Source organism: Pseudomonas sp. NY5710 (genome assembly GCF_013305665.1).
Taxonomy (GTDB): Bacteria; Pseudomonadota; Gammaproteobacteria; order Pseudomonadales; family Pseudomonadaceae; genus Aquipseudomonas; species Aquipseudomonas juntendi.
Genome location: NZ_CP045554.1, coordinates 2,872,601 through 2,897,884, shown reverse-complemented (window position 1 = coordinate 2,897,884; position 25,284 = coordinate 2,872,601). Strand labels below are relative to the sequence as shown.

Sequence of the window (25,284 nt, the reverse complement as noted above, 5' to 3'; positions counted from 1 at the left end):
CTCGCTGACGCGCCTGCGCTGGCTAGTTTGCGGGCACGAGGATCACGAAGTTCTTTTTCATGTCCTCCAGCACAGTCCACTTGCCTTTGGCGCCGGGCTCGATGATGAACGTGTCGCCAGCGGCGAGGGTGACCGGCGCACAGCCGTCGAGCTCGATCACGCAGCGCCCGCTCAACACATGGCAGAATTCCCAGACTTTGTAGTCGATACGCCACGCTCCGAGACTGGCTTCCCATTCGCCGGAAATACGACCTTGCTGTTCATCGTGGTAGTACTTGGACGTCAGCGTGTGCGGGTCGCCTTCCACCACCTCTTCAAAGAAGGGCAGGTCGCGCACCGGTTGGATATCCATCTCGCGGAACACGGTCAGTTTCTGGGTCATGGTTATTTCTCGAGCGGGTTAGGGTTAGGGCGATACATCAAATAGGCTTCGCCGGTGACGGCGAGCATCGGGTGCGGCACGATCTGGCAGGTTTTCACGATCTTGAAGCCATGGCGTTCGTAGAAGCGCCGTGCACCGTGGTTTTGCGCGTAGTCGATCAGGCACAGGCCCTGCAAGCCAAGGTCCTCAGCGCGTTGCTGGGCGTGGCGAAGGAACTGCACGCCCAGGCCCTGGCTGCGCCAGGCCTCATCCAGGGCCAGGCTTGAGATGTACAAGGTGTCGGGTATTTCCATGTCGGCGTAAGGCGCGAGTACCGGGTCGGTCTCGACCTGCCGGTCAGGGGCCGCGTGCAGTGCATAGCTGTGCATCATGCCGATGACGCGACCTTCGCACGTGGCCATCAGGCAGTTCTTGTATGAAAAATCACCCTGTTCCCTGGCATAGCGAGCTGTACCCACAGTCAGCAATGCTTCTCCCGGCGCGGCCAGCTTGCTCCATATGTAATCGGCCATGCCTTCTGATGTCAGTTGAAAGAAGCGCGCGATATCGGGCGCGTCCGAGGCCTCGGCAGGTCTGAAGTGGGTAAGCATGTCCAGGGCTTCCATGGGATCGGGTGGCGGGGTGGCGGGTTTACACCGTTGACTGGGGGAGGGTAGGTGCTTTGCAGGGCGGGCATGATGCTCCAGGCGAACACTGTCGGCACAATGCGCGACGGTATGAACATGCACTTGGGTGCATCCGCTGGTCAGGACCTTGGCCAACACGCCTTTTTTCGGCCCGAATGCTCGAGCCCCAGGCGCGTGTCATCAGGCCGGAAAAGCAGGATGGTTCACTGTTCGCGACTGCCAGGTTTGGGCACGACCGGCGCCGGGACATGAAGCTTGTCGATGATCTGCTTGGCCAGGGCATGATAGAGCGAGACGGGCGATACCCAGCCAGAGATGGCGGCGGCCATCAGTGTTGCTGCCAGCATGGGAATGGCCAGGTCCGGGCTGTGCGTCAGTTCAAGCACGATGACCGAGGCAGTGAGTGGCGAGCGCGTGACACCCGCCAGGTAGGCACCCATGCCGAGTAGTGCGCATGCTTGCGGGTCGACACTGGGGATCAAACCCAACACGGGCGCAAATGCCGCACCTATGCTGAGCGAGGGCGAAAACAGACCGCCAGGAATACCGGAGAGGTAGGAAACGACATTGGCCAAGAACTTCCACAGCAGAAAGCTTGAGTCCGTGATCGGCTGGCCTTCAAGCAAGGCGCGTGTTTCTTCGTACCCAGTGCCAAATACATGATTGCCAGACACGAGCCCAAAAGTGGCCAGCAACAGCCCACAGATTGCAGCGAAACGCACGGGGTAACGCCCGCGTGCCGCACATAGGCGGCCTAGCAACCCCTTGTCGGTTGGCAGCACAAGCTTGGCGTAAAAGCCACCCAGCAGCCCACCTAGCACTGCACAAGCCGGTACGACGCTCCAGCCCCAGCCCGTCGGCACCCGACCGCTGATTTCGCCAAAATAGGCGTAATGCCCCATCAAGCCGAGGGTAACGGCGCCGCCGATCAGCACCGCAGTGAGCACCAGCCCGCTGAATCGTTGCTCGAACGTGCGGCTCAATTCCTCGATGGCAAACACAATGCCCGCCAATGGGGTATTGAAGGCCGCTGCGATACCTGCTGCGCCGCCGGCGAGCACCAGGCCTGCGATTGTTCGCCGGCCATGCAGGCCCAGGCGCCGGCCAAAGGTATAGAGCACAGCCGCGCCGATGTGCACGGTGGGGCCTTCGCGGCCAACCGAGCCTCCGACCAGCAGCGCGCCCAAAGTCAGGCTCATGCGAGCGGCAGCCACAGGGAGCGAGAGTAATCGGGCTCGCAGCCGTCGAGAGGGTATTTCCAAGGCAGCGATGACTTGGGGAATACCACTGCCTTTGGCATTCTCAAACCAGCGTTGCGTCAGATAGGCCAGCAAGGCGAAACCCACTGGGGTTATCAGCAGGGGAGCCCAGGGTGCCCGGCCCACCAAGCGCTTGAACGAGGCGAAGACCTCGTCGGCCAGCCAAGCGAAAGCCAGCGCAACCAGCCCTACCAGCAGCGCTCCGATCCAGAACGCCAGCCGCTGACGCCATTCTCGCCAGCGTGAATGACGAAAGAGGGAAGGGACTGGACGGCTCGGTTCGGACATTGGCCACACATGGCTGAGTTGTAAAACCGTGAGTATGGCGTGTTTTCGCAGGCTGGCCTACTCAAATACGGCGCAGGGATCGGATGTGCTGTGTGGATAGCCTTGGGTTTTTCGTCGTTCAGCATCCCCTGTCGAGCCGAGGCGTTTCTCGCAAGTCAGCTTCTGTCGTCGCGCTCACTTGCTCGCAAGATTCGCCCGCGCCCACTGCTCGGCGGTGGTGACTGGAATCCCCTGCTGTTCGTTGAAGGTTCCCGCTTTTGGCCAAGCCACACCTCTGCCTTGAGCGAATACAGCACGGTACTTTTTGATGTGATGAGTAGGGTCTTTTCTCAATTCGTCCATCAGGTGCGGGACAGTCCACACGTTGGTTTTGAAAGGACGACCCAGCGCGTGCTCGAGGATGTGCGCGACTTGCCCATACGACACCGTGTCCCCTGCAAGATAGACAATCTCGTTGCGCAAGCGAGGTTCGAAGAAGACGATTTCCGCCGTGAGAGCGCCGATGTCGTCTGGGGTAGTCAGCGTCACGCTGTTCTCGAGACCGCCGAGACCGCCGAGAGCGTTAACGGTGTCATTGTCGAAATCGACGACTTCAAACACGGGCTCGAAAAGGAAGCTGGTGAACATGCCCGTCGAGATAATCACCCATTCAGTTTTATCTTGCGCGCGAAGCGCCTCGCGTACGTCGAGTTGAGCATCGAAAAGATCCTGGGGGCTGCCCCGACCGATCACTTCGAAATCCACACCAAACTGCCATGGAAAGTAGCGCTTCACGCCCGACCTCAGCGCTGCTGTTGCCAACTTCATCGGGGTTTCCCGGCCCGCGACCATGCCGGCACAGCCTATGACGGTATCGAACCCAGCGAACACGCCAGCTAGCTGTTCAACTGAATCGTTCACCAGATCCGCAGTGACCATCTGGATGCCCAGCCCCCGAAGCTCGTCGATTTCGGCCTTTTTCTCCGGCACCTGGGTGTTGATGGTCGAGCCCCGGAGAAGAACGCTAATTTGGGAGCCGGGTGCGCGTTTGGCCACTCGCGCGAGGTTGCGCAACACCGGGAGACCCAGTTCACCGGCGCCGAGAACCAGAATGGATTGAGGGGATAGTGGGGTTGTTTCGATCATGATTTCTCCTGAGGTGTGGGGCCTGTACCATGAGCGAATGCTGGCATGGCCAAGCCGTACTCGTAAGAAGGCACACGTGTGATACCTGGGAGGAATAAATGGCTAATCAGGATACTCTGAGCCAGGCAGAAGCTATCTGCCAAACGCTCCGAGAAGAGGATGATGGCGTCAGGCGGGAAGTCCTCGCTCACGCAGGTAGCCGATGGTCATTGGGCATCCTGCATGCCTTGGGTGTGTACGGCTCGATGCGCCACGCCGAGATAAAAAGGCAGATGACCGGGGTGACCCAGCGAATGCTGACCAAGACGCTACGCGCCATGCAACGGGATGGATTACTGCTTCGACGGGAGTTCGGGGACATTCCGCCGCGCGTCGAATATGAGCTGACGCCGCTGGGGATGGAACTGTTGGTACGGATGTCCCCCGTTTGGATGTGGGTTGTCGAAAACGCCGAGGAATTCCGCGCGGCGCGTCGCGCTTTCGACAGTCAAGAAGACAGAAAGCCCGCCTGGCAAAACCCCACCCCGGCACGCTTTGATCCGGAATAAGCGATTGTCTGCACCCACTCGCCAAAGCGTGCCGCTTATGCTTTGGGCTTGCCCCAGTCGCTACGCGTTGCGGTAATCAGCGGATCCCAGTCATCAGGAGGGTTGCCGCGGCCCAGCATCTTCACGAATACGGCCTAGGGATCGGATTTGCTGCCCGCAGACCGGAGGGTTTTTCGTCGTTTACCCATGCATAGACGATGAACTCGGATCTTGAGTCGTAACGAAAGAACGGCCGAAAGCGCCTGCCGATTTTTGCGCCGCCGATGTCGGTAGGCGGTGCCCAGCGTATTGCCTTGGCGGAACTCATCACGGCCGGGTCGGCAGGCACAGCCTCCATGATCAGATGGCTCAATGCCCGAAACAGCTTGACGTTAGCTTTGCTCTCAAAACCTTGCGGGTCGTTCTGCTCGGCCCGGGCGGCGGCTTCTTGCAATTTGCGTAGCTGTAAAGTCACACCGTCATGGAACAACAGTGTCCAGTCATGTCGCAGCCTCAGAGCGCGACCTCACCGTCGATATCTTCGTCCAGGTTTACGGAGTGGGTTGTGTTGGCGAGCATGGTTTGCGCCAAATCTTTCGGTAGGGTGGTGAGGTTGCGTCCGTTTCGGACATCAGCCTCCAGCAAACCCAGGAACGCACCGATGGCAGGGTCTTCGTGGGTGGTTTCTACGCGGCTGATTCGGTGCTCTCTCATGTAACAATCCACAACATATCGATTTAACGGGGACTTGTGGGAGCGGGCATGCCCGCGAACACCGGCGTAGCCGGCGCCAGCCACCGCGTTGGATTCTTCGCGGCGGTTGGACGCCTCGACACGCCCGCCCCCATACAGCCCGCGAGGCGCTTACGAATTGGGATCTCTGCGCGACAGCGCAACCCGTAGGGCTGTGTGATCGCCCAGGTTAGTGAGAACTGTGCAAGCGATGTGTCGGTTCTTGTAGTGAAGCTCAGTCATTAACCGAATCCATCGCCCCTAAAGACTGTCAGGGTCGCCAAAAAACATCTGTATCCGTGACCGCAGCCAGCGCTCCGCCGGGTCGTTATCCTGCGCGCCGCGCCAAGCCATGTGCAGCTCGAAACTACGTACCGGTATCGGCAAGTCCTCCGCCCGCAAGCCACCGGCAGCCGTCAGCGCATCGGCGGTGTAGTCCGGTACGGTCGCCACGATATCGGTACCCGCCAGCAAGCTCCCCAGCCCGTTGAATTGCGGTACCGCCAGCACGACATGGCGCTTGCGACCCAGCTCGTCCAGCGCCTCGTCGATAAAGCCCGACAAGTCCCCGGCGAATGACACCAATGCATGTGGCCGCGCGCAAAAATCGTCCAGGGTGATGCTGCCAGGCACGCTGTCGGCGCGCAGCAGTTTCGGCGCGCTGCGGCGCAGCACCTTGCGCTTGGCGTTGGCGGGCAGTTCGCTGGTGTAGCTGACGCCCACCGAGATTTCCCCTGAGGCCAGCAGGGTCGGCATCAGCAGGTAGTTCACCCGGCGCACCACCAGCACGATGCCAGGGGCCTCGGCGCGAATGCGCTTGAGCAGTTGCGGCAGCAGGGCGAACTCGGCGTCGTCCGACAGGCCGATGCGGAATACGGCATTGCTGGTGGCAGGGTCGAATTCGGCTGCGCGGCTGACCGCGGTGGAAATCGAATCCAGCGCCGGCGACAACAGCGCGAAGATTTCGTGGGCCCGCGCCGAGGGTTCCATGCTGCGGCCTGTGCGTACGAATAGCGGGTCGTCGAACAGGTTGCGCAGGCGCGACAAGGCCGCGCTGATGGCCGGCTGGCCCAGGAACAGTTTTTCCGCGGCACGGGTCACGCTGCGCTCGTGCATCAGCGTTTCGAACACAATCAGCAAGTTGAGGTCTACACGACGCAGGTCGTTTCGATTCATCGGTGCGCTTCGCCTGAAGGGGGGCAGGGGTGAATATTAAGGCCAAAGGCTGTTACCCTGCACGGCTTTACGGGAGCCAATTGCACGGAAAGCCAGGTGCCCAATCGATGACAGGCATGTCGACTATTAATGACCACTGGTGGTCTTACTGCAAAAGCCCGGATAGAGTCAGTGGTAATTAGAGGTTCACAAAGGCGAGGTGTGCGATGTCCCGCATGATCCGTTTCCACAAGTTCGGCGCTGCCGATGTGCTCCGTTGCGAGGAGCAGGCCGAACCGTCTCCCGCTGCCGACGAAGTGCAAATTCGCGTCGAGGCGGTTGGCGTCAGCTGGTATGACGTGCTCTGGCGGCAGAACCTGGCGCCGTCGCAGGCACGCCTGCCGGCCGGTATCGGCCATGAGATGGCGGGTGTGGTGACGGCGGTCGGTGAAGGGATCGCAGACATTGCCGTGGGTGACCGGGTTGCCAGTTTTCCCGCTACCAGCGCCAATGACCACCCGGTATACGGCGATGTCATCGTGCTGCCACGGACCGCGATCACACGCTATCCGCAGGTGCTTACCCCGATCGAGGCCAGCGTGCATTATACGCCGCTGCTGATTGCCTATTTCGCCTACGTTGACCTGGCACGGGCCAAGGCCGGGCAGACTGCCTTGGTCACCGACGCCAGCCACTGTGCCGGCCCCGCTTTCGTACAGTTGGGCAAGGCGCTGGGGCTTAAAGTGTTTGCTGCCACCAAGGATGCCGAGCAGCGTGACTACCTGCTGGGCCTGGGCGCCGACAAGGTGATCGTCACCGAAGAGCAGGACCTGTTGATGCAGGTTGGCAAGTACACCGATGGGCGCGGCGTGGACATGGTTCTGGACGGCATGGGCGGGCCGCAGATGTCGTTGCTTGGCGATGTGCTGGCACCGCGTGGCAGCCTGGTACTGTATGGCCTGCAAGGCGGCAACCAGACGCCGTTCCCAGCCTGCGCGGCCTTCCAGAAGAACATCCAGTTCTATGTGCACTGCATCGGTAACTTCACTGGCAAGCCGGAGCTGGGTATCAGCCAGGACCAGGTGGCGCTGCAGCGTGCCTTGCGCGACATCAACCAGTTCACCGCCGACCAGTTGCTGACCCCGCAGATCATCAAGGTGTACCCGTTCGAGCAGGTGGTGGAGGCGCATCGCTACATGGACCAGTGCCCCTGCGGTGGGCGCGTGGTGTTGGATATGGCGTCACACTGACCACTGCAGTTCACCGTGAACCCGGGCCAGCCCCGGGTTTTTTGTGCGCGGAATAAAGTAGCGTCATTGTTAAAGTGGGAATATTCCTACAATAAAAGACGAAGCGGACTACATATAATTCATTAATTAAATGCCACTGGAAACATGCCGCCAATCATTTGCGGTTGCATGTGCGTGGTTAGAGGGTCAAGGTGAATTTGGCGCTTTGCTGAATGGTTTTTTTACCGTGATCTGTATCTTCAATTCGCTTCGCATCACTCGATAATGGCGCAATGATACTTTGTGCAAAGGAGTGGGGGATGCGTACGGCTAGGCCTGAATCAGAGCATTGCAGGGGTATGTTTTTCTCCATGGCCTGGCGACAGTGAAGGCTCACGTCACTTTATTCAATTGTAGGAAGTTTCTTCTGTAAAAGCCTGGCGCAGAGTAAGCCTGAACAACTTGCTTGGATATGCGCCGGCTACTCGAAGTGGTGAGGTGATCCGTGACTGCTATTCACGACCAGGCAATGCATTATATCTACCAGCAAGTACTCGAGCGCTTGCTCGCCCATATGTCTCAGGCGCAACGGGCCTCCTTGCAGTTGTTGATACAACGTTTATTGGTAGCCGCAGGCGGGCCTGAATATATCGGCACCTTTCGCCTGCAGGTATTGCAGGGCAGTGATCGTCAGGGTGCGCGGCTACTGGCGATGTTGCGTGCTGCGCAGTTGAGCATCGCCATGCGTGCGCCGGTTACTTTCCAACTGCGCGTGCTGGTGGTGAGTTTGCCGGTGGCCGGTAGCCCTACGTTGCACGGGCTCGATCAAGGCTTCAGCGCGCTGTTCATGCAGGATGATCCGCGGGTGCAACTGCAAATGATCGAGGGGCGCGAAGTGGTACCGTTCAGTTGCCGCCCCCGTGCAGCGTCCGAGCGCTGGTTGCCGACCAGGGAAGCGCTGCTGATGTTTGGCCACCTGATCGATGCCAGGCCAGAAGCCTTGCTGGGCAGCCGCCTGCACCTGGAACTGGCGGCGGCCGTAAGCTTCGCGCTGCAGGCCCAGGCGCCCGCCGACGCGATGGTCACCGCCTTGCCCGCAGGGCAGCGCCGGCGGTACCTGGCGTGGGCGCTGCATAGCCAGCGCCTGGCGGGTCAACGTGGCCCTTACCTGGCGCACCACTGCCTGTCGACGCTGGCCGAGGGCCTGGCGCGCTTGCAAGGGGCTGTGGGGCTGGCGCCCGGCAACCCGGCGGATCAGCCTGCGGGGTCTGCGCTCAAGGGGGGGCCGGTGCGGTTGATAGCCATTGATGACCTGCTGCCGCCGTTGCTGGACGGGCAGCAGTTGGATGCCATGCTGGGCTGGCACTTCGCGGCGGACGACGAGGCCTGCTCGCCGTTGGCCGCGTTCGTCGACCCATTGGCGTTGGCTCAGTTGCAGGAGCTGCGGACCCGCAGCCTGGAGCCTCAGGCCACTCGGCCGCCCTTGAGCCTGGCTGGGGCGCCGGGCAACAGCAAGCCTGCCGCAGACCCTGTGCTGCAGTTTGGCAAGGCCTATGGCCTCAGCCAGGCCCAACTGGAATGCCTGCTCTGCAAACCGTTCGCCAGGCAGGGCAAGAACCTCGAGCGTTTTCTGCGCGCTCGCCATGCCGACATGCTGGTGGCGTTGCCATACCTGCACAGAGCAATGCAGGGCAAACCGTGCCCTGCGGCGGTCAAAGCCTGGCTGGTGAACACCAGCGGGCTGTCACTGGCGCAACTGCGGGCAGTCTATGGCGGTAAGATGCCGCTACCTGCGTGGCGCCTGCTCAGTGCGTTGGCGCGCCGCGACGCGCACTTGCGGCTGTTGCCGCGCCACGCCGCTGAACGGCGGCACAGCCCCGCGAGGCACCTTTAATGGCGCGAACAGCGGCCGGCGAGTTCGCTTATCGGCGGGTCTACCGCTACCTGGAAGCGTTGATTGGCCAGGCGGCGGCCGGTGGTCCGAACCGGCTACCGTCCTTGCGTGAGCTGTCGCGGCGGCTGCGGGTATCGCTGGCAACGGTGCAGAGCGCCTACAGCCTGCTGGAAGAGGAGGGCCGCGTGCACTGCCTGCCACGCTCGGGCTATTTCGTTCGCCTGGCTGACCTGCAGCAAGGTGGCATGCCCCGGCAGGCGCCCCAGCCCGCACAACCGTTGCTGGAGCGCGCCTTGTTCGCCCACGAGCGGCGCCTGGCCCGCCAGCGCGAGCGCGGCGCTGGCCCTTGGGAAGTGCAGGGCAGTGCGCGCCTGCGTGACGCGCTGGCGGAGCGTTACACCCGTTGCTCGCGCCAGTACTGGCGGGCCAATGAAGTCCACTTGGCCCCGGAAGTGTCGGCGTTGCTGGAAACGCTGCTCCCAGCGCTGGCCCTGCACAGGGGCACCACGGTGCTGGTACAGTCGCCCTGTTGCGGGCACGTGCTGCGTGCTTTGGCGCGCGCTGGCATGCGGGTGTTGGAGGTGCCACCCGATCCACGTGGCAACCCGGACCTGCAGGCCGTGGCCAGGCTGTTGGGCTGCGAGCCGGTACGCCTGCTGGTGATGCCGTCCTGTCTTGGCCTGCCGCAAGGGCGGTTGGTCTCCCTGCATTACCAGCAGCAGCTTGGCCTGCTGTTGAGTCAGCACAGCGTATGGCTGCTGGAGAACGACCTGGACAGCGAACTTTGCTACAACGGCCCGCCCGCGACCCGCCTGCGCGATTGGGTCGATCCACGCAGGCTGCTGATCATGGGGGCGTTCGAGGCTGCAGTAGGGCCCGAAGCGCCGTATGCCTACGTACTGAGCCTGGATGCCGCCCTGGCCAAGGCGTTCTGCGAGCGGGCGTTCCGCCTTGCGCCGCTGCGGCTGTTGGCGCTGGCCCACCTGTTGGCCAAGGGCGATATTGAAGCGCAACTGGTGGCGTTGCGCAGCAACCAGCAGCAGCGCACGCAAAACCTCGCCTGTGCGTTGCGCGCGCAGTTCGCCCAGCGGGTGGCGCTGGAGCCCCCGCAAGGCGGGCGCATGCTGTGGGTGCGCTTCGAGCAGCCGCTGGCCTGGGATGCCATTGCCACGGCCTTGGCAGGTTGCGCTTTGCATGCATTGCCGGGGGAACAGTTCAGCTTGCAGGGCCGCTACCGGCAGCACCTGGCGCTGATTTGGCTGGGCGACTGCCCAGGTGACCTGCAACAAGCCGTGCAGCGCCTGGCCCAGGCCCTGGAACTTCGCCGCAGGCGGGTGCGGCGGTTCCCCGCTGAATCATAGGGCACTGCATGCCCAAGGGCGCGTTCGCGGCCGTTCTTGCAGGGGCGAGCTGACCCACGGCACTTGCCAGGCCCATGGGTCTGTATGTATAACCAGTACCTTGTTTCCGCTACCTGACCCAGTCCGTGATTGCCCACTCCGTCGACGACCCGTTCTATTACCTGCACAACTTCCGCCAGGTACTGCTGTGGGTCGAACAGCGCTACCAGGACCTGCTCGATGAACAGGAACTGGCGTTCATCCATGCCTTCGGCCAACTGAGCGCGCCAGCCCAGGCCTTGATGGTGCGCATGGTGATGCGCAAGGGCGAATTGTTTCGCAGCGACCGCCTCGTCTATGAGGAAATAGGCGACACCGAACTGGCCCTGCAGCCGCTCAAGGCCCTGGGCTGGGTCCGCGAGCCCGAGCAACTGCAGTTGGAGCAACTGTTCGCCTTGCTGCGCAAAGACGAACTGGCGTGCTGTTTCGCCGCCCAATTGACCCGCCCGCGTGCCGCCAAGCATGACTTGCTGGCCCAGTTGCAGCCGTTGCAGCTGGCCGCCCGGTCTCTGGCCGAGTGGTACCCGGGCAGTGAGTTGCGCATCTTGCAGTGGTGCCTGCAACCGCTCTGCGACCGCATGCGGCTGCTGTTCTTCGGCAACCTCTACCAGGATTGGTCAGACTTCGTGCTTGCCGACCTGGGGCTGCTGCGCTACGAGCAGGTGCCCTTCAGCGCGGATTCGCGCGCCCTGCAGCAGCGCGCCGATATCGACCTGGCCATGGTGCTGCATGAGTGTGCCGAGCGCCTGGAGCAGGGCGAACACCCTCAGTCGATAATCACGGCAATACAGCACCTGCACTGCGACAACCCTTGGCTGGCCCGGCGCCGTGCGCGGTTGCAGTTCGCCCTGGGCCAGCAATGCGAGCGCCTGGGTGACTGGGACCAGGCCATGGCGGTTTATGCGCAGTGCAGCCATGCCCAGGCGCGTATTCGCCAGGTGCGGGTGCTTGAGCGCAGTGAACGTTGGCCGCAGGCCCATGCCCTGGCGTTGCAACTGGCAGCGGCACCGGCCAACGCACTGGAGGTCCAGGCGCTGGAGCGTATGCTGCCACGCCTGGCGCGCAAGCTCGGTGGCCCGCCACAGCGCCGCCAGCGCGTGGCGCCGCTGGCACTGATCGAACTGGAATTGCCCCGCGAGCACGCCGCGCTAGGCGTTGAAGAGGCTGTGCGGCAGCATTTGGCCGCCGAGGGTGGGCAGGCCCACTATGTGGAGAACACGCTGTTCAACAGCCTGTTTGGCCTGCTGTGCTGGGAGGCGATCTTCGCCCCTGTGCCTGGCGCTTTTTTCAACCCGTTCCAGGCCGCGCCGCAGGACCTGCACGACAGCGACTTCCAGCAGCGCCGTAGTGCCCTGTTCGAGCAATGCCTGGCGCGGCTCGACGATGGTAGCCACCACCAGGCGATCCTGGATTGCTATGCGGCCAAACACGGGCTGCAGTCACCCTTCGTGTACTGGTCGATGCTCAACGAAGCGCTACTGCAGCAGGCCTTGACCTGCCTGCCGGCTGCGCAACTCAAGCACTGCTTCGTGCGCCTGCTGCAGGACATTCGCAGCAACCGTGCGGGCATGCCCGACCTGATCCAGTTCTGGCCCGAGCAGGGGGGTTATCGCATGGTCGAGGTCAAAGGCCCCGGTGACCGCCTGCAGGACAATCAGTTGCGCTGGCTGGCGTTCTGCCAGGAGCACGGCCTGCCTGTCGCGGTCTGCCATGTGCGCTGGAGTGACGCCGCTTGAGCTACAGCGTGGCGGTGCGTGCCTTGTGCGAGTTCAGTGCCAAGGTCGGCGACCTCGACCTGCGCTTCACGCCGTCGCCCACCGCTCAGGAGGGCATCGAGGGCCACCAGCGGGTAGTGGCCAGGCGTGCGGCCGGCTACGAGTCGGAAATTACCCTCGAGGGCCAGTTCGAAGGCCTTCGGGTGCGGGGGCGTGCCGACGGTTACGACCCTGCCTGCAACCGGCTGGAAGAGATCAAGACCCACCGTGGCGACCTGGCCCGGCAACCGGCCAACCACCGCCAGCTGCACTGGGCGCAGGCAAAGGTGTACGGCTGGCTGATGTGCCAGGCCCGGCAACTGGCGAGCATCGAGGTTGCCTTGGTGTACCTGGACGTCGACAGCGACAGCCAGACCCTGTTCAGTGAGCACTGCACGGCCGCTGAGTTGCAGGCATTCTTCCAGGTCCAGTGCCAGCGCTTTCTGGGCTGGGCCCAGTTCCAGCAGCAGCGCCTTTGCGAACGTGACCACGGCCTTCAGGCGCTGCGCTTTCCCTACCCAGCGTTCCGCCAAGGCCAACGGCAACTGGCAGAAACCCTGTACAAGGCGGTGAGCACGGGCCGTTGCCTGATGGCCCAGGCCAGCACCGGCATCGGCAAGACCCTGGGTACCTTGTTTCCGTTGCTCAAAGCCATGGTGCCCCAGCAACTGGACAAACTGTTCTTCCTCACGGCCAAGACCCCGGGCCGGGCGCTGGCCCTGGATGCCATGCGCCAGATCACCACGGGCGATACCCAGCCTGGGTTACGCACCCTGGAACTGATCGCTCGCGACAAAGCCTGCGAGTACCCGGACAAAGCCTGCCATGGCGAGTCCTGCCCGCTGGCGGCCGGCTTCTACGACCGCTTGCCAGCCGCGCGCAAGGCCGCTGCGGCCGTGCCGCTGCTGGACCGTACCCACCTGCGCGAAGTGGCCTTGGCCCATCAGGTGTGCCCGTACTACCTGGGCCAGGAGATGGCCCGCTGGGCCGACGTACTGGTTGCCGATTACAACTATTACTTCGACGCCCACGCTTTGTTGTTCGGGCTGACACAGCTCAATCAGTGGCGGGTCGCGGTTCTGGTCGACGAGGCTCACAACCTGGTCGAGCGTGGGCGGGGCATGTACAGCGCCAGCCTCGATCAGGGGCAGTTGTTGGCGTTGCGCCAGAGCAAACCCCATGGGCTGGGCAGTGCGCTGGACCGCCTGAACCGCCAGTGGAACGCTCTGTACAAAGAGCAACGGGCACCGTACCAGGCCAGCGAAGCGCTGCCGCATGACCTTTTGCGCACCCTGCAGCAGTGCATCGGGTTGATCCAGGAGCAGATGAACCAGGCGCCCACGCACATCGACCCGCAGGTGCTGCAGTTCTTCTACCAGGCCTTGCAGTTCAGCCGGGTAGCCGAACTGTTCGACGAGCATTTCCTGTTCGATATCAGCCAGCGCCAAGGGCCGCGCAAGCGCCGGCTGGCGACCTTGTGCCTGCGCAATGTGACCCCGGCACGGCTGCTGGCACCGCGCATGCGCGCAGCGCGCAGCGTCACCCTGTTCTCTGCCACGCTGAGCCCGCGGCAGTTCTACAGCGACCTGTTGGGCATGCCGGCCGATACAGCGTGGCTGGAGGTGGCAGCGCCGTTTCGTGCCGAACAACTGCAGGTGCGCATTGCCAGCCAGGTGTCTACCCGCTACCAGCAGCGCCAGGCTTCGCTGGCGCCGATCGTCGAATTGATTGCCCGGCAGTATGAGCGCCAGCCGGGTAACTACCTGGCGTTCTTCAGCAGTTTCGAGTACCTGCAGCAGGTCGCCGGGCTGCTGGCCGAGCGCCACGCGCAGATCCCATTGTGGGCCCAGGCCCCGGGCATGGACGAGGCGGCCCGGCAGGCGTTCCTCGACCGCTTTGTCGCCGACGGCCAGGGCATCGGCTTTGCCGTGCTGGGTGGTGCGTTCGGTGAAGGGGTGGACTTGCCGGGCACCCGCCTGATCGGCGCCTTCGTCGCCACGCTCGGGCTGCCCCAGGTCAACCCGGTCAACGAGCAGTTCAAGCAGCGCCTGGGTCGGCAATTTGGCGCGGGTTTCGATTATGCCTATCTCTACCCCGGCGTGCGCAAAGTGATCCAGGCAGCGGGGAGGGTGATTCGGGGGGACCAGGACCGTGGTGTGCTGGTGTTGATCGATGAGCGTTTCGCCGAGCCGAGGGTGCAGCAGATGTTCCCGGGCTGGTGGCCGCAAGGCGAGCAGTGTACCTGACCGCTGCGTTCAGCACCTGGCACTGCGCCGGCAGGCCCAAGGTCGTTCAGGGGGCTCGATTGGGGTAAGATCACCTCCATGCCTGATGCAAAGTCCTTGTATATCAAGGTGATGGCACTTTCTCGGGCCAGAATGGCCTGACCGTTAGTTTGTCAAGCAGACTCGCTGGCATGCCGTTTTGATCTGCTCCAGCGTCGGCCCGCTGTGCTGCCGGCCAACGCCCCGCTACAGGATTCACGTTTTGTCCGACCTCTCGAAAAATCCGCTGCTGCAGTACATGGCCCGCCTGGCCCCATCCAGCCAGCAAACCATGCGCTACATCCTTCAGGACGCCGCCGACCGCTTGGGGTTCGTCGACTGCAATATCGTCGACGTGCCCTGGCATCGGCTCGAGCCCGGCCATGTGATCGCTCTGGTGGCCGCCCTGCGGGCCGATGGTTACGCGCCCAACAGCTCTTCGCTGTACGTCAACGCCATCCGTGGGGTGATGAACGAGGCCTGGCGCCAGGGCCTGATCGACCACGAGCAGTTGTTACGCATCCGCGAGGTCAAGCCGGCAACCGGCACCCGCCTGCCGCCCGGGCGCAACCTGCGGCGTAGCCTGATTCGCGAACTGATGGAGGTGTGCGCTGCCGACCCGCGGCCGCAAGGGGTGCGCGATGCGGCGATCATTGCCTTGCTGTATGGCACAGGCATGCGCAAGTCGGAATCGGTCGACATCGACCTTGCCCAGGTTGATTTCGCCGCGCGCAGCCTGCAAGTGGTGGGCAAGGGCAACCACCAGTTGATCAAGTACGCGCCGCCCTGGGCGTTCGAGAAGCTGCAGGCGTGGCTCGACCTGCGCCGCCAGGACCTGCCGGCCGGTGTCGAAGACGACCCGTTCCTGTTCAACCGCATCCGCCGCGGCAATCACATCACCCGGGCGCGTATCACCAAGCATGCCATTTACTACATCGCCCGCCAGCGCGGGGCGCAGGTGGGAGTAAAGATCATGCCGCATGACTTCCGCCGCGCGTTCATCACCCGGGTGATCGAGGAGCACGACCTGTCCATTGCACAAAAGCTGGCACACCATGCCAACATCCAGACCACGGCGATCTACGACCGGCGTGACGACAACGAACGCCGCCGTGCGGTAGACCGTTTCGACTACTGAGCGCCGACCAGCGTAGGCCTCGCCAGCACCGAAACGGGGCCTGGGCACGCCCCCGCTTTGTGCGGCCCACGCGGCGGTGCCCGATGGCAGAGCGACCGGTAAAAATAATTCATCTGCCTTCACCTGCGGAGTTGGCCCGCAACCTGCTATATCCAGCCTGCGAATTTGATCGAGTGGTCAGGCCGTGCGCCCTAACCGGCGCCCGCCGCTGACCCTCTTACCGGCCAGCAGGCCACGGATTTCAGGGGCCGCAGGATGTCGCTCGCGGAGCAGATCGAACACCACCCAGACGACGCAGGCTGGAGCGCCCACCTGCAGTTGCGCTTTGTCCAGCGTGCGGGCACGACCCGCCTTGGTGCATGGAAACATTTCGGACCTCTTTTGGTGCAGCGCCCCTTCTACCCGGAAGGTGCACCCTGCCATGTGTATGTACTGCACCCGCCGGGTGGCATCGTTGCCGGCGATCGCCTGGAGCTCGACATTCAGCTGGAAACTGGCAGCCACGCCCTGCTGACCATGCCCGGTGCCAGCAAGTTTTACCGCAGCATCGGCCCGACCGCACGTCTGACCCAGCGCTTCCACCTGGCCGCTGGCAGCACCCTTGAATGGTTGCCCCAGGACAGCATTTTCTTCTCCGGTGCCCGTGCCAGGCTCGCCAGCCACTTTACCCTAGAGCCCGGCGCCCGGTTGCTGGCCTGGGAAACGTTGTGCCTGGGCCGCCCGGTGATGCTCGAGCGGTTCGACCAGGGCGCCCTCGACAGCCTGTTGCACATCACCCTGGCCGGCGAAACGGGCCTGCATGAGCGCCTGCGTATCGAAGGCGGGCAGCTGGGCAAGCTCGGCGGCCACCCACTGTTAGCCACCTTCTGTGCCGCGCCGGCCGATCAGGCATTGCTGGAGCAGGTAAGGCTCATGCTCGATGAGCTGGGCACCCCTGCCGGCGCGACGCTGCTTGGTTCGCTGCTGGTGATCCGCCTGCTCGACCATGACAACCAACATTTGCAACGCACCCTGCAACGCCTGTGGCATGTGCTGCGTCCGGCCGTGCTCGGCCTGCCAGCCTGCCCGCCACGTATCTGGGCCACCTGAGAGAGCGCCATGGAGCTGACCCCAAGAGAGAAAGACAAACTGCTGCTGTTCACTGCCGCCTTGTTGGCAGAACGGCGCCTGGCCCGTGGCCTGAAACTCAACTACCCGGAGGCCGTAGCGCTGATCAGCGCCGCCGTGCTGGAAGGGGCCCGTGATGGGCGCACCGTCGCTGAGCTGATGAGCATGGGCCGCGAGGTGTTGAGCCGTGACCAGGTCATGCCTGGCATCGCCGAGATGCTGCACGACGTACAGGTCGAAGCGACCTTTCCGGATGGCACCAAGTTGGTGACCGTGCATGACCCGATCGTCTGAACCTGCCGAGGAACGCCGCATGATCCCAGGTGAAATCCAGGTCGCCGCTGGCGACATCGAATTGAACAGTGGCCGCGTCACGGTCAGCGTCAGCGTAGCCAACCATGGCGACCGCCCGGTGCAGGTCGGCTCGCATTACCACTTCTACGAAGTCAACGAGGCGCTGGTGTTCGAGCGTGGGCCAACCCTGGGCTTTCGCCTGGATATCCCGGCCGGCACTGCCGTGCGCTTCGAGCCGGGCCAGGCCCGTACCGTGCAACTGGTGGCTTACGCTGGCAAGCGCGAGGTCTACGGCTTTCAGGGCAAGGTGATGGGCGCACTGGAGGGCAGGGCATGAGCCGTATTTCCCGCCAGGCCTATGCCGACATGTTCGGCCCTACCGTGGGTGACCGTGTGCGCTTGGCCGACACGGCGTTGTGGGTCGAAGTAGAGAAGGACTACACCGTTTACGGCGAAGAAGTGAAGTTCGGCGGCGGCAAGGTCATCCGCGATGGCATGGGTCAGGGCCAGATGCTGGCCGCCGAGGCCATGGACCTGGTGTTGACCAATGCGTTGATCATCGACCACTGGGGCATCGTCAAGGCCGATATCGGCATCAAGCACGGGCGTATCGCCGTGATCGGCAAGGCCGGCAACCCCGACGTGCAACCAGGCGTCAACATACCCGTAGGGCCAGGCACCGAAGTGATCGCCGCCGAGGGCAAGATCGTCACTGCCGGGGGGGTCGACTCGCACATCCATTTCATCTGCCCGCAGCAGGTGGACGAGGCGCTCAACAGCGGTGTCACCACCTTCATCGGTGGCGGCACTGGCCCGGCTACCGGAACCAACGCCACCACCTGCACCCCAGGCCCGTGGTACCTGGCGCGCATGCTGCAGGCTGCCGACAGCCTGCCGATCAACATCGGCTTGCTGGGCAAAGGCAACGCCTCGCGCCCTGAAGCGTTGCGCGAGCAGATCGCTGCCGGGGCGGTCGGGCTCAAGCTGCACGAGGACTGGGGCTCGACACCGGCGGCCATTGACTGTTGCCTGGGCGTAGCCGAAGAAATGGATATCCAGGTGGCCATCCATACCGACACGCTCAACGAATCGGGCTGTATCGAAGACACGCTGGCGGCGATCGGTGACCGCACCATCCACACCTTCCACACCGAAGGTGCCGGTGGCGGCCATGCCCCCGACATCATCCGTGCGGCCGGGCAGGCCAACGTGCTGCCGTCCTCGACCAACCCGACGCTGCCGTACACCATCAACACGGTGGACGAGCACCTGGACATGCTCATGGTCTGCCACCACCTGGACCCAAGCATTGCCGAGGACGTGGCGTTTGCCGAGTCGCGCATCCGCCGTGAAACCATCGCTGCCGAGGACATCCTCCACGACATGGGCGCTTTTGCCATGACCTCGTCCGACTCCCAGGCCATGGGCCGGGTGGGCGAGGTGGTGCTGCGCACCTGGCAGGTGGCGCACCAGATGAAGCTGCGCCGTGGCCCACTGGCACCGGATACCCGCTACAGCGACAACTTCCGGGTCAAGCGCTACATCGCCAAGTACACCATCAACCCGGCGCTCACCCATGGCATCGGCCACGAGGTGGGCTCGGTCGAAGTGGGCAAGCTGGCCGACCTGGTGCTGTGGTCGCCGGCATTTTTCGCGGTCAAGCCCGCCTTGGTACTGAAGGGCGGCATGATCGTCACCGCGCCCATGGGCGATATCAACGGGTCCATCCCCACGCCCCAGCCGGTGCATTACCGCCCGATGTTCGGCGCGTTGGGCGCAGCCCGCCATGCCACGCGCATGACCTTCCTGCCCAAGGCCGCCATGGACCGTGGCCTGGTCGAGCAATTGAACCTGCGCAGCCTGATCGGCGTGGTGGACGGGTGCCGCCGGGTGCGCAAACCGGACATGGTCCACAACACCCTGCAACCGCTGATCGAGGTCGACGCGCAAACCTACCAGGTGCGCGCCGATGGCGAGCTGCTGGTCTGCGAACCGGCCAGTGAACTGCCGCTGGCCCAGCGCTATTTCCTGTTCTGAAGGAGCACCGATGATTGTCTTGACCCAGCGGATTACCGAACCCGGCACATGTGCTGTCACGGGTACCGTCACCCTCGATGTGGACAGCCGCATCAAGAGCCGCCTGCGGGTGACGCTGGACGATGGTCGCGAAGCCGGCCTGATGCTGGAGCGTGGCCACCTGCTGCGTGGCGGCGAACTGTTGGCCGATGCCGAGGGCACCCAGCTGATCCGCGTGCTGGCAGCGCCCGAGGCGGTGTCCACCGTGCGCTGTGCCGACCCGCACCTGCTGGCGCGCGCGGCCTACCACCTGGGCAACCGCCATGTCCCGCTGCAGATCGAGCCCGGCCTGTTGCGCTTCCAGCATGACCATGTGCTGGACGAGATGCTGCGTGGCCTGGGCCTGACTGTCGAGGCCGAGCAGGCCCCGTTCGAGCCCGAAGCGGGTGCTTACCAAAGTGCGCCACACAGCCACAGCCACGCTCACGCCCACGATCACCCGTTCGTGCGCTTGCCTGCCCATTCCTGAACTGCCCTGGAGCAACCGATGAAAAAGACTTTCGCCCTGTTTCTGCTGATGCTGGCCGTGCCGGCTTTCGCCCACCCCGGGCATGACAGCAACCCCTTGCATGACGGCCTTCTGCACCCGCTGACCGGGCTCGACCACCTGCTGATGCTGCTGGGGACCGGCGTACTGGCGGCGCTGACCCGGCGCAACCTGACCTTGCCACTGGCGACCCTGGCCGCGATGTTCGGCGGGGCGATATGTGGGCATCTGTTCGGGGACGTGCTGGGCATGGAAACGCTGATCGCTGTGTCGCTGCTGGTGGCCGCAGGTGCCGTGCTGCTGCCTGGCCGGCAACGACTGCTGGCCTTGGCGATGCCGGTGTTCGCGCTGTTCCATGGCTGGGCGCATGGCGTCGAGGCCACGCCAAGCGCGTTCTGGCAGTTCAGCGCCGGCTTTGTCACGGTCAGCGGGCTGTTGCTGGCCGCCGGCTTTGCGGTCGGTTGCCTGCTGCGCCGCCATGCTGGCCTGCAAAAAGCTTTCGGCGGTGGCCTGCTGGCCGGCGCCGCGCTGGTACTGGCCGGCTGATGAACAGCGATCTGGCGTTGCTGCGCCTGCTGCAACTGGCCAGCCCAGGCCTGCCGGTAGGTGGCTTCACCTATTCGCAGGGCCTGGAGTGGGCCGTGGAGGCGGGCTGGGTAAGGGATGTGCACGGCTTCACTGCGTGGCAGCGTGAGCAGTTGCACGACACGCTGGTCGGCCTGGACTGGCCGGTGCTCGCCCGCTTGTACCAGGCCTGCCAGGCCGAGGATGCGCAGGCCTTTGCTCATTGGAGCCGGTTTTTGCTGGCCAACCGTGAAACCGCCGAGTTGCGCCTGGAAGAACAGCAGCGCGGGGCGGCCCTGGCACGGCTACTCGACGGTTGGCAGTTGGGCCAGGCGCCGGCGTGGCGGACCAGCCTCGAGCTGACCCAGTTGGGCGGCATGGCCTGGTTGGCTGTGCACTGGGCCATCCCCTTGCGCCAACTGGCCCTGGGGCATGGCTTTGCCTGGTTGGAGGGCGCGGTCATGGCCGGTGTCAAGTTGGTGCCGTTCGGCCAGCAGGCGGCCCAGACCCTGCTGCGTGACCTGGCCACCGATTTGCCCGCAGCCATCGACCAGGCCCTGACCCTGGGCGACGACCAGCTCGGGGGTGGCCTGCCGTTGCTGGCCATTGCCTCATCGCGTCACGAAACCCAATACACCCGTTTGTTCCGTTCCTGAGGACTGCCTGCATGCATAGCTATCAACAACCCCTGCGCGTCGGTGTCGGCGGCCCTGTCGGTTCCGGCAAGACCGCACTGCTCGAAGCCCTGTGCAAAGCCATGCGCGATCACTACCAGATTGCCGTGGTCACCAACGACATCTACACCAAGGAAGACCAGCGCATCCTCACCGAAGCCGGCGCGCTGGAGCCGGAGCGCATCGTCGGGGTGGAAACCGGCGGTTGCCCGCACACGGCGATTCGCGAAGACGCGTCCATGAACCTGGCGGCGGTCGAGGCGCTGGCGCGCAAGTTCGGCAACCTCGAAGTCATTTTCGTGGAAAGCGGCGGTGACAACCTCAGCGCCACATTCAGCCCGGAGCTGGCCGACCTGACCATCTACGTGATCGACGTAGCCGAGGGCGAGAAGATTCCGCGCAAGGGTGGCCCGGGCATCACCAAGTCCGACTTCCTGGTGATCAACAAGACCGACCTGGCACCGTATGTGGGGGCTTCGCTGGAGGTGATGGAGCGCGATACCCAGCGCATGCGCCCACAGCGCCCATGGACTTTCAGCAACCTGAAGAAAGGAGAGGGGCTGCAGGCAGTGATCGATTTCATTGTGGAACGCGGAATGCTGGGTGTGCGCGGTTAAACGGCCGCGCACACCGGCGTGGGCGGTGCCCTGCACCGCTGAGCTGTCGCCTGTTCAGCCAGAATGGGCGATAGGCTCGTCACCCAGTTCCTCGGCTGCCTCTTCATCGCCAGGCAGCGCGGTGATCACGCTGAAGTCGCTGACTTCCACCTGGCCGCCGCCATACCCCAGCAAGTGGAAGGAAAACGCCTTGCGATCGGTCGGGTTGTCGAAGCGGAAGTCCATCTCCAGTGGTTGATCGGTGGTGACTTGCACCTCGGCAGGCAGACCCAGCGGTACGTCCTGTTCCAGTTGCTTGGCCTTGAGCTGGATATAGGCCACGTGCCTTGGGTCCAGCGAGCGGACCTTGATGCGGACCCGGGTACGCGAGCCCCCCGGCATTTCCAGGTACTGGGCACCGATCAGGTTATCGGCCCAATCATCCTGGATGCGCTTGCGCAACCTGATCGGCGCAGGGCCGCCAAACTGGTAGCGCAGGTTCAGCGGCGTCTGCAGCAGCGACTGGTCGAGCACGCCGGCCAGGGCACCGATCTGCTGCCCGAGCAGGTTATCGCCGCTGCCAAGGTAGCGGGCCTGCCCGGCGATGAAGCCCTCACTGGCGTAACGCCGGCAACGTTGTTGAAAATCGCACTCGGTAAACACCCCTTGGCCGTTGTGGTAGCGCAGCATGCCGTTGGTGTAGGCGATCATTTCGCGGCCGGTGGCGTAGTCGCGGTACAGCGAGCGGCCGCCCAGGGCCATGGGGATCGGCAGCGAGAAGTAGTCGAGCAGTGAAGCGGCAAGGTCGATGTGGCCATAAGTCCCTTGCTTGAGCCTTGGCAATTGCGCCTGCTCCGGGGCCAGGGTCAGGTTGAAACCCCAGGAGGACGCCAGGCGCACACCGTCGATGCCATGCGACTCGTCGGAGGTCAGCACCACCAGCGTGTCCTTGAGTACCCCCTGGCGTTCGAGGCTGTCGAGGAACGCCGCAACCGCGTCGTCCAGGTAGGCCACTGCCGCCTGTTTCGGCGTGTCGAACCGTTCGAGGTACTCGGCCGGCGCGGAATAGGGCTGGTGGGTACCGACGGTCAGCAACGTGAGCATCCAGGGTTTGTCCTGCTGCTGTAAATGGCTCACGTAGCTCAATGCGCCCTCGAAGAACGCGCGGTCATCCTTGCCCCAGGGGAAGTCCAGGTAGTTCTTGTTGGCAAACCACTCCAGGCCATGTACAGCCTCGAAACCAATATGGGGCATGATGCGGTCCTTGGCCATGAAACGCAGGCCCGCACCTTGCAGGTAATGGGTGGTGAACCCGGCCTGGCGCAACTGCGCCGGCAGGCAGGCCTGGTTACGTTCGTTCTGGGTCAGCAGTTCCACGCCCTTGGGGGTGCCGTTGGCCAGCTTGTCGTAGTCGCCACACAGCATGGCGTACAGCCCACGAATGGTCTGGTGGGTGTGCAGTACGTAGTCCGGGGTATTCATGCCGCGCTCGGCCCACCTGCTGAGCTTGGGCATGAGCTCTTCATCGAAGGGGCTGTTCAACGCCTGACGGTTGGGCCGCAGGTAAGCGCCGGGGATGCCTTCCAGGGTGATCACCAGCAAATTGCGCGCACGGCCCGGGCCGTACAGCAGTCGTTGCCCGTGCAGGTCGGATTGCGTCAGGCCAATGCTGGGCAGGGGGGTGAAGGGCTGGGAAGTGCCCAGCCACTCATCGGCCTGGCGCTGTACCTGGCCCACGCCGGCAGACAGCAACTGATGGCCCAGGTTGTATTGCCGCCACTGGTCGGCATCGGAAGGTGCCAGTTGCTGGCTGCCCCAGTGGGCGCCGAACAGCACGACCGGGATGGCCCAGGCCTTGCGCGGCAGCGCCCGGCCGCGCTGTGTACGGCTGCGCCAGGCAAGCACCAGCCAGGCCAGCAGGCCGCCACCCATCAGCCAGGGCAGCCAGGCATGGGCCAGGCCGCCGCCGGTGGAGTTTTCCATGAACTGCGGGTCGGCCAGGTAGGCCAGGTCGGCGCTGGTTGGCAAACGGCCCACCGCGCTGACAAGTTCGGCCGAGGCGACCCACAGGGCCGCCCAGGCCAGCAACACCGGCAGCGCCAGCCACCACGGCCGGCGCTGCAGCAGTAACAGCAGCAGGCTGCCGAGGGCGAGGTCTGACAGGTAACCCAGGGGGTTGGACCAACCCAGCATGGCGCGCGCACCCAGTGGGATCACCAACAGCAGGCCTGCCAGAGCGGCAAGCCGGGCACGTGGGTGGTCGGACAGGTTCTTCACAAAAACTTCCCTTTTGCCATTGAATCGTCATCAAACTGTGCTGAATGATAACAGGCGAGCGGGCGGGAAGGCGGGCGCTACAAGGGTGGTTACCAAAAGCCGGGCCCGTAGTCGCGGGCCCGGCTGATGCGAGGTTCAGAAGTAGTAGGGGAATTTCAGGCTGAAGGAAAAGTCCGGGGCGTCGTCGGTCAGGCCAATGGACAAGTTGGGCACGATGGTCAGGTTGTTGCTGGCGGCGAAGGTCAGGCCGATGTTGAAATTGGCCGCGTTGTAGTCACTGTTGGAAATCGACTGCCAGTCACCGCCATCCGGTTTGATCTTGCTCTTGCGGGCAAACTGGTCCGACACCGAGAACGACATGCTCATCTTCTCGTTGAGCGCGAACGCGATGCCCCCGCCGATTTGCCAGGAGTCGCCAAGCTTGACGTCGCCCGGCACCTTGCTGTTGACCTGCGGGCTGATGTCGCTGAACGAGTCCTGCATGTTGTAGGTGTAGGACAGGCTGCCGAACAGCACGGCCGGGTCAAAGGTCTTGACCAGCGAGATGCCTGGGGTGATCGACCACACGCCATTGCCCGTCGGCAGGCTGTCCGGTACCGCCAGGTTGTTGTTGCCGTCCACCTCGCGCAGCTTGATGCCGTACGGGTCCTTGCCGGTCGGCGCCTTGACCCGCAGGGTGGCCACGGCATCCGGCCAGGTTTCGTCTTCGTCGAGGAACTTGTAGGCCACGCCAACATTGATATCGCCGATTTCCGGGTCGCGCGTGACGGTGGCATCGGAGGTGGCCGCGCCCGAGCCGCCGGCACCGCCGGACGAGTAGGTGGATTCGCGATACACCACCGGCACGTTGATGTCGAACTGCCAACGTTGCGCCAGGTTGTAGCGCGCGGTCATGTCCAAGGTCCAGTTGTCGGCCTTGATGCGGTCGAGGTTGATGCTGCCCAGGAAAATCGAGTCCAGCGCCAGGAACCCGTTGAGGGTCAGTGCACGGGTGTCGTAGTGGGTATAGGTCAGGCCGGTCTCGAAGCTGAACTTGCCGCCACCGAAGAAGCCGCTGGCCTCGTCATACAGGTTGGACACGCTCTGCGCCGGCTCCGAGTCGGCAGCCAGGGCCTGGCCATAGGAACTGCCAGTGGTGCCAGGGGCGCCGGAAGCTACCGTCTGGCCACCCTTCACGCCTTCGGCAGGCGACTTGACCAGGCGTTTGGGTGGGGCCGCCGCCGGGGCTTCTTCAACCTGGCGCACGCGTTGTTCCAGCACCATCAACGCTTGCTGCTGGGCCTCATACCGGCGCTTGAGTTCGGTCAGTTCCTGCTTCAGTGCCTCGACCTGCGGGTCGGCAGCGGCATACAGCAATGTGGCCGGGGCCAGGGTAGTCAGACACACAAAAGCCTTGAGCGTAAAAGATCGGTACATGGAGTTGCCGTCCCTTCCAA

At 63.7% G+C, this 25,284-nt stretch carries 23 protein-coding genes and 1 pseudogene; 15 read left to right on the top strand and 9 right to left on the bottom strand.

From position 1 onward, the window contains the following. Positions 1-22: 22 nt before the first annotated feature. The 4 genes from GEV39_RS13045 to GEV39_RS13030 all read right to left on the bottom strand — a co-directional run bounded on the left by GEV39_RS13045 (position 23) and on the right by GEV39_RS13030 (position 3,680). Positions 23-382 carry a cupin domain-containing protein gene (locus GEV39_RS13045; protein WP_173889520.1) on the bottom strand — a complete coding sequence of 120 codons (360 nt, stop codon included), beginning with the start codon at positions 380-382 and terminating at the stop codon, positions 23-25. A 2-nt stretch (positions 383-384) separates the two neighbouring features. After that, positions 385-972 carry a GNAT family N-acetyltransferase gene (locus GEV39_RS13040; RefSeq protein WP_173889518.1) on the bottom strand — a complete coding sequence of 196 codons (588 nt, stop codon included), beginning with the start codon at positions 970-972 and terminating at the stop codon, positions 385-387. 239 nt (positions 973-1,211) lie between these two features. Continuing rightward, a complete protein-coding gene (locus tag GEV39_RS13035) occupies positions 1,212-2,555 on the bottom strand; it encodes a chloride channel protein (RefSeq protein WP_249414272.1) in 1,344 nt (447 codons plus the stop codon). A 174-nt stretch (positions 2,556-2,729) separates the two neighbouring features. After that, the gene (locus GEV39_RS13030; protein WP_173889516.1) at positions 2,730-3,680 is read right to left on the bottom strand and encodes an aromatic alcohol reductase; all 951 of its coding nucleotides are present in this window, start codon (positions 3,678-3,680) and stop codon (positions 2,730-2,732) included. Between the two features lie 98 nt (positions 3,681-3,778). Here GEV39_RS13030 and GEV39_RS13025 point away from each other — a divergent pair, with 98 nt between their 5' ends. Further along, a complete protein-coding gene (locus GEV39_RS13025) occupies positions 3,779-4,228 on the top strand; it encodes a winged helix-turn-helix transcriptional regulator (protein ID WP_173889514.1) in 450 nt (149 codons plus the stop codon). 121 nt (positions 4,229-4,349) lie between these two features. Here GEV39_RS13025 and GEV39_RS13020 read toward each other — a convergent pair whose 3' ends face one another. The 3 genes and pseudogenes from GEV39_RS13020 to GEV39_RS13010 form a co-directional block, all read right to left on the bottom strand. Continuing rightward, positions 4,350-4,697 carry a type II toxin-antitoxin system YhaV family toxin gene (locus tag GEV39_RS13020; RefSeq protein WP_173889512.1) on the bottom strand — a complete coding sequence of 116 codons (348 nt, stop codon included), beginning with the start codon at positions 4,695-4,697 and terminating at the stop codon, positions 4,350-4,352. A 23-nt stretch (positions 4,698-4,720) separates the two neighbouring features. Then, a pseudogene (locus GEV39_RS13015) lies at positions 4,721-4,906 on the bottom strand (AbrB/MazE/SpoVT family DNA-binding domain-containing protein); the annotation flags it as partial. A gap of 294 nt (positions 4,907-5,200) precedes the next feature. Beyond that, entirely contained in the window at positions 5,201-6,115 is a 915-nt protein-coding gene (locus GEV39_RS13010) for a LysR family transcriptional regulator (protein ID WP_029884809.1), read from the bottom strand. Between the two features lie 206 nt (positions 6,116-6,321). Here GEV39_RS13010 and GEV39_RS13005 point away from each other — a divergent pair, with 206 nt between their 5' ends. From GEV39_RS13005 to ureG, 14 genes are all read left to right on the top strand, one after another. Beyond that, positions 6,322-7,344: a zinc-dependent alcohol dehydrogenase family protein gene (locus GEV39_RS13005; RefSeq protein WP_173889510.1), complete on the top strand. Its 1,023-nt coding sequence runs from the start codon at positions 6,322-6,324 to the stop codon at positions 7,342-7,344. Positions 7,345-7,828: 484 nt separating this feature from the next. Next, positions 7,829-9,217, top strand: a complete 1,389-nt coding sequence (locus tag GEV39_RS13000; protein WP_173889508.1) for a hypothetical protein — start codon at positions 7,829-7,831, stop codon at positions 9,215-9,217. Further along, a complete protein-coding gene (locus tag GEV39_RS12995) occupies positions 9,217-10,578 on the top strand; it encodes an aminotransferase class I/II-fold pyridoxal phosphate-dependent enzyme (protein WP_173889506.1) in 1,362 nt (453 codons plus the stop codon). Before GEV39_RS13000 ends, GEV39_RS12995 begins: the two co-directional genes overlap by 1 nt. 125 nt (positions 10,579-10,703) lie before the next feature. Then, positions 10,704-12,353: a VRR-NUC domain-containing protein gene (locus tag GEV39_RS12990; protein ID WP_173889504.1), complete on the top strand. Its 1,650-nt coding sequence runs from the start codon at positions 10,704-10,706 to the stop codon at positions 12,351-12,353. Then, entirely contained in the window at positions 12,350-14,617 is a 2,268-nt protein-coding gene (locus GEV39_RS12985; RefSeq protein ID WP_173889502.1) for an ATP-dependent DNA helicase, read from the top strand. Before GEV39_RS12990 ends, GEV39_RS12985 begins: the two co-directional genes overlap by 4 nt. Before the next feature lie 241 nt (positions 14,618-14,858). Beyond that, positions 14,859-15,773, top strand: a complete 915-nt coding sequence (locus GEV39_RS12980; RefSeq protein WP_173889500.1) for a site-specific integrase — start codon at positions 14,859-14,861, stop codon at positions 15,771-15,773. A gap of 255 nt (positions 15,774-16,028) precedes the next feature. Further along, on the top strand, positions 16,029-16,862 hold the full coding sequence (locus GEV39_RS12975) for an urease accessory protein UreD (RefSeq protein ID WP_173889498.1): 834 nt from the start codon (positions 16,029-16,031) through the stop codon (positions 16,860-16,862). A 9-nt stretch (positions 16,863-16,871) separates the two neighbouring features. After that, on the top strand, positions 16,872-17,174 hold the full coding sequence (locus tag GEV39_RS12970; RefSeq protein ID WP_009685463.1) for an urease subunit gamma: 303 nt from the start codon (positions 16,872-16,874) through the stop codon (positions 17,172-17,174). Between the two features lie 19 nt (positions 17,175-17,193). After that, positions 17,194-17,511, top strand: coding sequence for an urease subunit beta (locus GEV39_RS12965; protein ID WP_173891704.1), 318 nt, complete (start codon positions 17,194-17,196; stop codon positions 17,509-17,511). Beyond that, positions 17,508-19,211 (top strand): urease subunit alpha, encoded by a 1,704-nt coding sequence (ureC, locus tag GEV39_RS12960; protein ID WP_173889496.1) that lies wholly within the window; start codon positions 17,508-17,510, stop codon positions 19,209-19,211. Before GEV39_RS12965 ends, ureC begins: the two co-directional genes overlap by 4 nt. 10 nt (positions 19,212-19,221) lie before the next feature. After that, positions 19,222-19,719 (top strand): urease accessory protein UreE, encoded by a 498-nt coding sequence (gene ureE / locus GEV39_RS12955; protein WP_173889494.1) that lies wholly within the window; start codon positions 19,222-19,224, stop codon positions 19,717-19,719. 18 nt (positions 19,720-19,737) lie between these two features. Beyond that, positions 19,738-20,283: a HupE/UreJ family protein gene (locus GEV39_RS12950; RefSeq protein ID WP_173889492.1), complete on the top strand. Its 546-nt coding sequence runs from the start codon at positions 19,738-19,740 to the stop codon at positions 20,281-20,283. Beyond that, positions 20,283-20,957, top strand: coding sequence for an urease accessory protein UreF (locus tag GEV39_RS12945; protein ID WP_009685458.1), 675 nt, complete (start codon positions 20,283-20,285; stop codon positions 20,955-20,957). The genes GEV39_RS12950 and GEV39_RS12945 overlap by 1 nt, the downstream gene beginning before the upstream one ends. Before the next feature lie 11 nt (positions 20,958-20,968). Then, positions 20,969-21,592 carry an urease accessory protein UreG gene (gene ureG / locus GEV39_RS12940; protein ID WP_009685457.1) on the top strand — a complete coding sequence of 208 codons (624 nt, stop codon included), beginning with the start codon at positions 20,969-20,971 and terminating at the stop codon, positions 21,590-21,592. Positions 21,593-21,646: 54 nt separating this feature from the next. Here ureG and GEV39_RS12935 read toward each other — a convergent pair whose 3' ends face one another. Both GEV39_RS12935 and fapF read right to left on the bottom strand, forming a co-directional pair. Continuing rightward, on the bottom strand, positions 21,647-23,848 hold the full coding sequence (locus GEV39_RS12935; RefSeq protein WP_173889490.1) for an LTA synthase family protein: 2,202 nt from the start codon (positions 23,846-23,848) through the stop codon (positions 21,647-21,649). A gap of 135 nt (positions 23,849-23,983) precedes the next feature. Further along, the gene (gene fapF, locus GEV39_RS12930; RefSeq protein WP_173889489.1) at positions 23,984-25,264 is read right to left on the bottom strand and encodes a fibril amyloid transporter FapF; all 1,281 of its coding nucleotides are present in this window, start codon (positions 25,262-25,264) and stop codon (positions 23,984-23,986) included. Positions 25,265-25,284: the final 20 nt, after the last annotated feature.